This window comes from Clostridium sp. (genome assembly GCF_021443865.1).
Taxonomy (GTDB): domain Bacteria; phylum Bacillota; class Clostridia; order Clostridiales; family Clostridiaceae; genus Clostridium.
The window spans coordinates 1-5,243 of record NZ_JABUTB010000117.1 but is presented as its reverse complement, the minus strand read 5'-3'; the positions used below and the strand labels follow the sequence as shown (position 1 = coordinate 5,243).

The following is a 5,243-nucleotide window of genomic DNA, read 5'->3' as shown; positions in this document are numbered from 1 at the left end:
CATGCCGCATAATGAAGAGTCTTTTTTCCTATTGTCTACTTGACAGGGTCAAGTTTATTCGGAGTTTTATCATTAATTTTTCATTCTTCATTTTACATTCTTAATTATTTATCTTGCTCTCATATTATTAATCATTCCCCACATTTCATCTGCAGTTGTAATTCCTCTAGAGCTTAATTGAAATGCTCTTTGAGTAAGTATCATATCTGAAAACTCAGCTGCTATATCTACATTAGAGCCTTCTAAAGAGCCTTGATAAATATCAAAGTCATTAGTTCTTTGAACTTCTACCCCAGGTGAAGGACTAAATAAGTTTTCACCTATAGATATGAAAGCTCTATCTCCTATTGCTGAATATACTGGTATTTCAGCTACTTGAGTAAAGTTTCCATTATCCTTTATATATACTTGTCCCTTTTTATCAACTAAAAAATTGTTTTTATTAAGAACAACATTATTCTCAGAATATCCATTTAAATAATTTAACTCTACCTTATTCCCCCTATTATCTACTAGCTTTCCACTTCCATCTATAGCAAAAGCACCATCTCTTGTATATAATTCATTTCCATCTACAGTTTTTACTTTAAAATAACCCTTTCCATCTATTGATAAATCAGTAGTTAGTAAGGTTTCTTGTAAATTCCCTTGAGTGTTATCTCTATACCATTCTGAAGTTTTTGTTCCTGTTCCTATTATAGAATCCTTGTCATTTATAGGATTTCCTAATCTATCTAAAGATTCAGATAAAAGATCCTTAAAGCCTACTTCTATTTTTTTATACCCCATGGTATTTGAATTAACTATGTTATTGGATATAGCATCTAATTTATCCTGATTAGCATTCATTCCAGTTTTTGCTGTCCATAAAGTTCTTAACATAAACCCTTCCTCCTATTATCTAACTGATCCTATTTCATTTGCAGCTTTACCTAAAGTTTCATCAATAGTTTGTACTATTTTTTGATTAGTTTCAAAGCTTCTCATTGTTGTAATCATATTTACCATTTCATTAGTAATGCTTACATTTGAGCCTTCTAAAGCTCCTTGAGTAACAAATACTTCAGCATTAAAAATAGGATTTTCTCCATTATAGTAGTTACCTCCTACTTTTTCTAATGAATTATAGTCTTGAAAATCAGCTGTTGCAAGGCTATATGTTGCAACATTCCCAACAAAAAGATTATTATTTTTGTCTAAAAGAATTTCATCAGATCCTACAAATATACCTTCTAGGTTTCCCGTATTTTTATTTATTCCTAATACTCTATCACCATTTGTAGTCATTAAATAACCATTGTTTCCTATTTTAAAATTACCATCCCTTGTATAAAGAACTTCATTTCCATTATTATTTTGTTTTTCAATTGCAAAAAAGCCCCTACCTTCAATTGCAAAATCTGTTTTCTTATCTGTATTTTTTAATAATCCTTGAGTAAATGTAGTATCAACAGTATCTATTTTAGCACCTAAACTAATAGTCCCTAAACGTTGTTTTACATTTCTGCCATTAACAACTTTGTCTCTATTTTGTATCATAACTTCATCAAAACTCTTTATTGATAGGTTATCACCCTTAAACCCAGTAGTATTTGCATTAGTCATATTATTAGTTATGGTATCTTGTTTGTTCTCCAAAGTTATCAATCCTGATACAGCAGTATATAAACTTCTAATCAACCTTCTCATCCCCTTTAAATAATACTTTACATTCATCACTATAATGCATTCCAAGTGCTCTTGCTTTTTCTTCTATCTCGCTATCTGATAATTTGGTGTTATTATTGAATCCAAATAAAATAACAGAAGTAAAAATCATACCAATTCCTATTCCCATAAGTATTTTTCTGTCGGTTAAGAATTGAAATAAACTAATTATTTTATTAATAAATTTTTTATTAATAATATCTCCCCCTTACCAATAGATAGTTTTTCACAAATTTCATCATCTGATAACCCTTTATCTAAAAGGATCTTTACCTTCTTTTGCTTTTCACTTCTAGGTGATCCTTCTTCTTTCTCTTCTATTCTATTTGAAAAGTCTATATTAGATATAACTTCTTCTTTTGAAGCTATTTTATTAATATTGAAATTTTCTATATTATTTTTATTATCGTCTTCAATGTAACTTTTCTTAATAGAATTTACTTCTATTTTCAAGTTTTCTATTTCCCTTTGAAGATCTAATACAGTTTCTGCCATATCTTTTCTTATTTTGATTATTTCAATATCATAATCTCTATTATTATTATTTTCTTCTCTTTCTAATATTTTTTCAAAAGACTTATCTTCTTTTTTTATAATTCTATAACTTAATAATATTAATACAATTCCTAATATAATTATAAATATAGGAAGCATAAACATCCCTCATTTACTAAATATAATTCTTTTTTTGCATTATTTCTCTTAAATTTCTAATAGCTCTACTATGTAATTGACAAACTCTAGATTCTGAAACCTCTAGAACTTGTCCTATTTCCTTTAAAGTAAATTTCTCATAATAATATAGCTTTAATATAAGCTTATCTTTTTCCTTTAAGTTTTCTATGGCTTGAGTTAAAAACTCTAGTTTCTCTTTATATTCTAAGGATTCTTCTGGTGATATTGCATTTTTATCTTCTAAGGTTTCCATTATAGTTACATCATCATCATCTGAGTAGATTACTGATTCTAAAGAAAGTATAGACATATAGTTAATATAATTTTCTACTTGTGATACTTCTGATTCTGTAACATTTAAATCTGACGCAATTTCCTTTATTGATGGTTCTCTCATATATATATTTTGCAATCTCTCCACAGACTCATTATACTTAGCAAGTTTGTCCATTGCCCCTTTGGATATAGGCCTATTTTTTCTTATTTCATCTATCATAGCCCCTTTTATCCTTAGTGTTGCATAAGATGAAAATTTCATCCCTTTAGATGAATCATATCTATTAATTGCATCTAAAAGCCCAACTATACCGTAGCTCACTAAATCTTCATATTCAATGTACTTAGTTTTACCTAGCATTATTCTTGAAGCCAAATATTTAACTAATGGTATGTACTTTTCAACTATTTTTTCTTTTTCAATTACAGGGCTTTGACATTCCATTATTATACCTCCCTAAATAAGTTCCCTTTGTTTACGCATAATTTTAAAAACAACTTGTATTATTTTTTCTCTAGTTGAATTATCTATATCTTTAAAATCTATTCCATAGATATATCTTTTATCTTCTGTTTTTTCTATTCTTACAACTCTACCCTTAACAACAATCTTCTCATTTTCATAATATAAGTTAGAAATTATACTTTCATTAAAAGATAGTTCTTCCTTAACTTTAATTCTCATACCGCCTCCACTTAGATCCAAAAGCAAGGCACTTTCATAGTTTTCTTCTCTTCTAATATCTTTTTCTAAATCTATCGCCTTAATATAATTAATAATTTGAACTACATCTACTCTAAAGTAATCTCTTCTTTGAATTTTCTTTATATCATAAGGTTTACTCACCCTATAAAATGGTATTTCTTTTTCTCTATATCTCCCTAATACCTTGGTTTTATATTCATAAAAATTACTCTTTTTATCGTAATAAAATTGTTCAATCTCAACTCCATCATCTAGTGTTAAATAAGTGCCATCGCTAACAGGTATAGTAATTAAAATCTCATTTTCCTTTACGTCTTGAACACTTGATTTATACGTTACTTCTTCCCACATAACCGTAACTATAGAGTTGATTTTTATATCTAAGTTTCCCATATTTACCCCCTAAGAAAATATACTAAATAGTCTTTTAAATAAGCCTTTAGCTCCACTACCATCAATGTCATTGCTATTACCTAAAATTTTTATAGTTATTTCTTCTATACATTTTGATGCATCACAGTATGGATATCCAATAATAAATGGCAACTGGTTTCTAACTGACATTGTAATTTTTCTATCATCAAAAATATATCCTAAATAATTAATTTCTAAAGCTAAAAATCTATTAACTGCAGTTTTTAATTTTAAAAAGGTTTTTTCTCCCTCTTTTTTTTCTAAAACCTTATTAACAACTATGTTGGCTTTAGTTTTTATTTTAAAATGATTCACTGCTTTTAATAAGCTATATCCATCTGTTAAGGAGGTTGGTTCTGGAGTTGTTACTAAAATAACTTCATCACAACATGAAATAAAGGCTAATACACTTCTACTTATTCCAGCTCCTGTATCAATAAATATATAATCAAAGCCTTCAAGCATTTCAATTTTTCTTAAAAATATCTCCCTTTGAGTTTGTTCTAAATCTTCTATATTATTAAGTCCACTTCCCCCAGGAAGTAATTTAATTCCTTCAGGCCCCTCTACAATAATATCTTCGATTGCTAGACTTCCATTTATTAAGTCTAATACACTATACTTAGGATATATCCCCATTAAAACATCATCATTTCCCATTCCTATATCAGCATCAAATATTAAAACCCTCTTACCCTTTTTAACTAAATTAATAGCTAAGTTAACTACAAAATTACTTTTACCTACTCCTCCCTTACCAGAGGTAATAGTAATAATTTTTGTTTTATTTCTTTTAGAAACTGAGAGTTCACCATTTGCTAATCTTCTTAAGCTTTCCGCTTGATCTAACATATAGCCTCCTCCCCTAAAATTAGCTTACAGATTTCCTCCTTTGAAGGTGTTTTTATATCATCTGGTACATTTTGACCTGTTGCTATAAATGCTATTTCCTTCTTAGATTTCTTTATAATATTGTAAATACATCCGTAGGAGTTTGTTTCATCTAATTTTGTAATTATAACATTTTCATAATTAATCTCACTATATCCCTTTAATATAGTATCTATATCTTTATTCTTAGTAGTTCCACTAATTACCAAGGCTATATTATCTGCATTAACTTTTTGAACAAATGCTCTTAATTCTGATATTTGCATTGTATTTTTGCTACTTCTTCCAGTAGTATCAATTAATATTACATCACAGTCTTCTAATTCTTTTATGGATTCCTCCATTTCCTTTAAGGTTATTACTACTTTAAAGGGTATATTCATAATTTCTGCATAGGTTTTTAATTGCTCTACTGCTCCTATTCTATAGGTATCAATAGTTATTAATCCAACCTTCTTTTTTTCAATTAAAGATAATCTCCCTGCAAGCTTTGCAATAGTTGTAGTCTTTCCTACTCCTGTTGGCCCAATTAATGCAATTCTACCTACTAAATCTTTTTCAATAATATTAATTT

8 protein-coding genes are annotated in these 5,243 nt (G+C 28.2%); all 8 read right to left on the bottom strand.

Annotation, left to right across the window (positions count from 1 at the left end):
• Positions 1-108 precede the first annotated feature (108 nt).
• Positions 109-882, bottom strand: coding sequence for a flagellar hook-basal body complex protein (locus HUJ77_RS14270; RefSeq protein ID WP_291709736.1), 774 nt, complete (start codon positions 880-882; stop codon positions 109-111).
• Between the two features lie 15 nt (positions 883-897).
• Positions 898-1,680 carry a flagellar hook-basal body complex protein gene (locus HUJ77_RS14265; RefSeq protein WP_291709734.1) on the bottom strand — a complete coding sequence of 261 codons (783 nt, stop codon included), beginning with the start codon at positions 1,678-1,680 and terminating at the stop codon, positions 898-900.
• A complete protein-coding gene (locus HUJ77_RS14260; protein ID WP_291709731.1) occupies positions 1,673-1,837 on the bottom strand; it encodes a hypothetical protein in 165 nt (54 codons plus the stop codon). The genes HUJ77_RS14265 and HUJ77_RS14260 overlap by 8 nt, the downstream gene beginning before the upstream one ends.
• A 38-nt stretch (positions 1,838-1,875) precedes the next feature.
• Positions 1,876-2,361 carry a hypothetical protein gene (locus HUJ77_RS14255; RefSeq protein WP_291709729.1) on the bottom strand — a complete coding sequence of 162 codons (486 nt, stop codon included), beginning with the start codon at positions 2,359-2,361 and terminating at the stop codon, positions 1,876-1,878.
• A gap of 16 nt (positions 2,362-2,377) precedes the next feature.
• On the bottom strand, positions 2,378-3,103 hold the full coding sequence (locus HUJ77_RS14250; RefSeq protein ID WP_291709726.1) for a FliA/WhiG family RNA polymerase sigma factor: 726 nt from the start codon (positions 3,101-3,103) through the stop codon (positions 2,378-2,380).
• A 12-nt stretch (positions 3,104-3,115) separates the two neighbouring features.
• Positions 3,116-3,757: a flagellar brake domain-containing protein gene (locus tag HUJ77_RS14245; RefSeq protein ID WP_291709724.1), complete on the bottom strand. Its 642-nt coding sequence runs from the start codon at positions 3,755-3,757 to the stop codon at positions 3,116-3,118.
• Between the two features lie 9 nt (positions 3,758-3,766).
• The gene (locus HUJ77_RS14240) at positions 3,767-4,630 is read right to left on the bottom strand and encodes a MinD/ParA family protein (protein WP_291709722.1); all 864 of its coding nucleotides are present in this window, start codon (positions 4,628-4,630) and stop codon (positions 3,767-3,769) included.
• Positions 4,624-5,243, bottom strand: a 620-nt coding sequence (locus HUJ77_RS14235) for an AAA family ATPase (RefSeq protein WP_291709720.1), incomplete at its 5' end; no start/stop codon positions are given. The genes HUJ77_RS14235 and HUJ77_RS14240, both read right to left, overlap by 7 nt.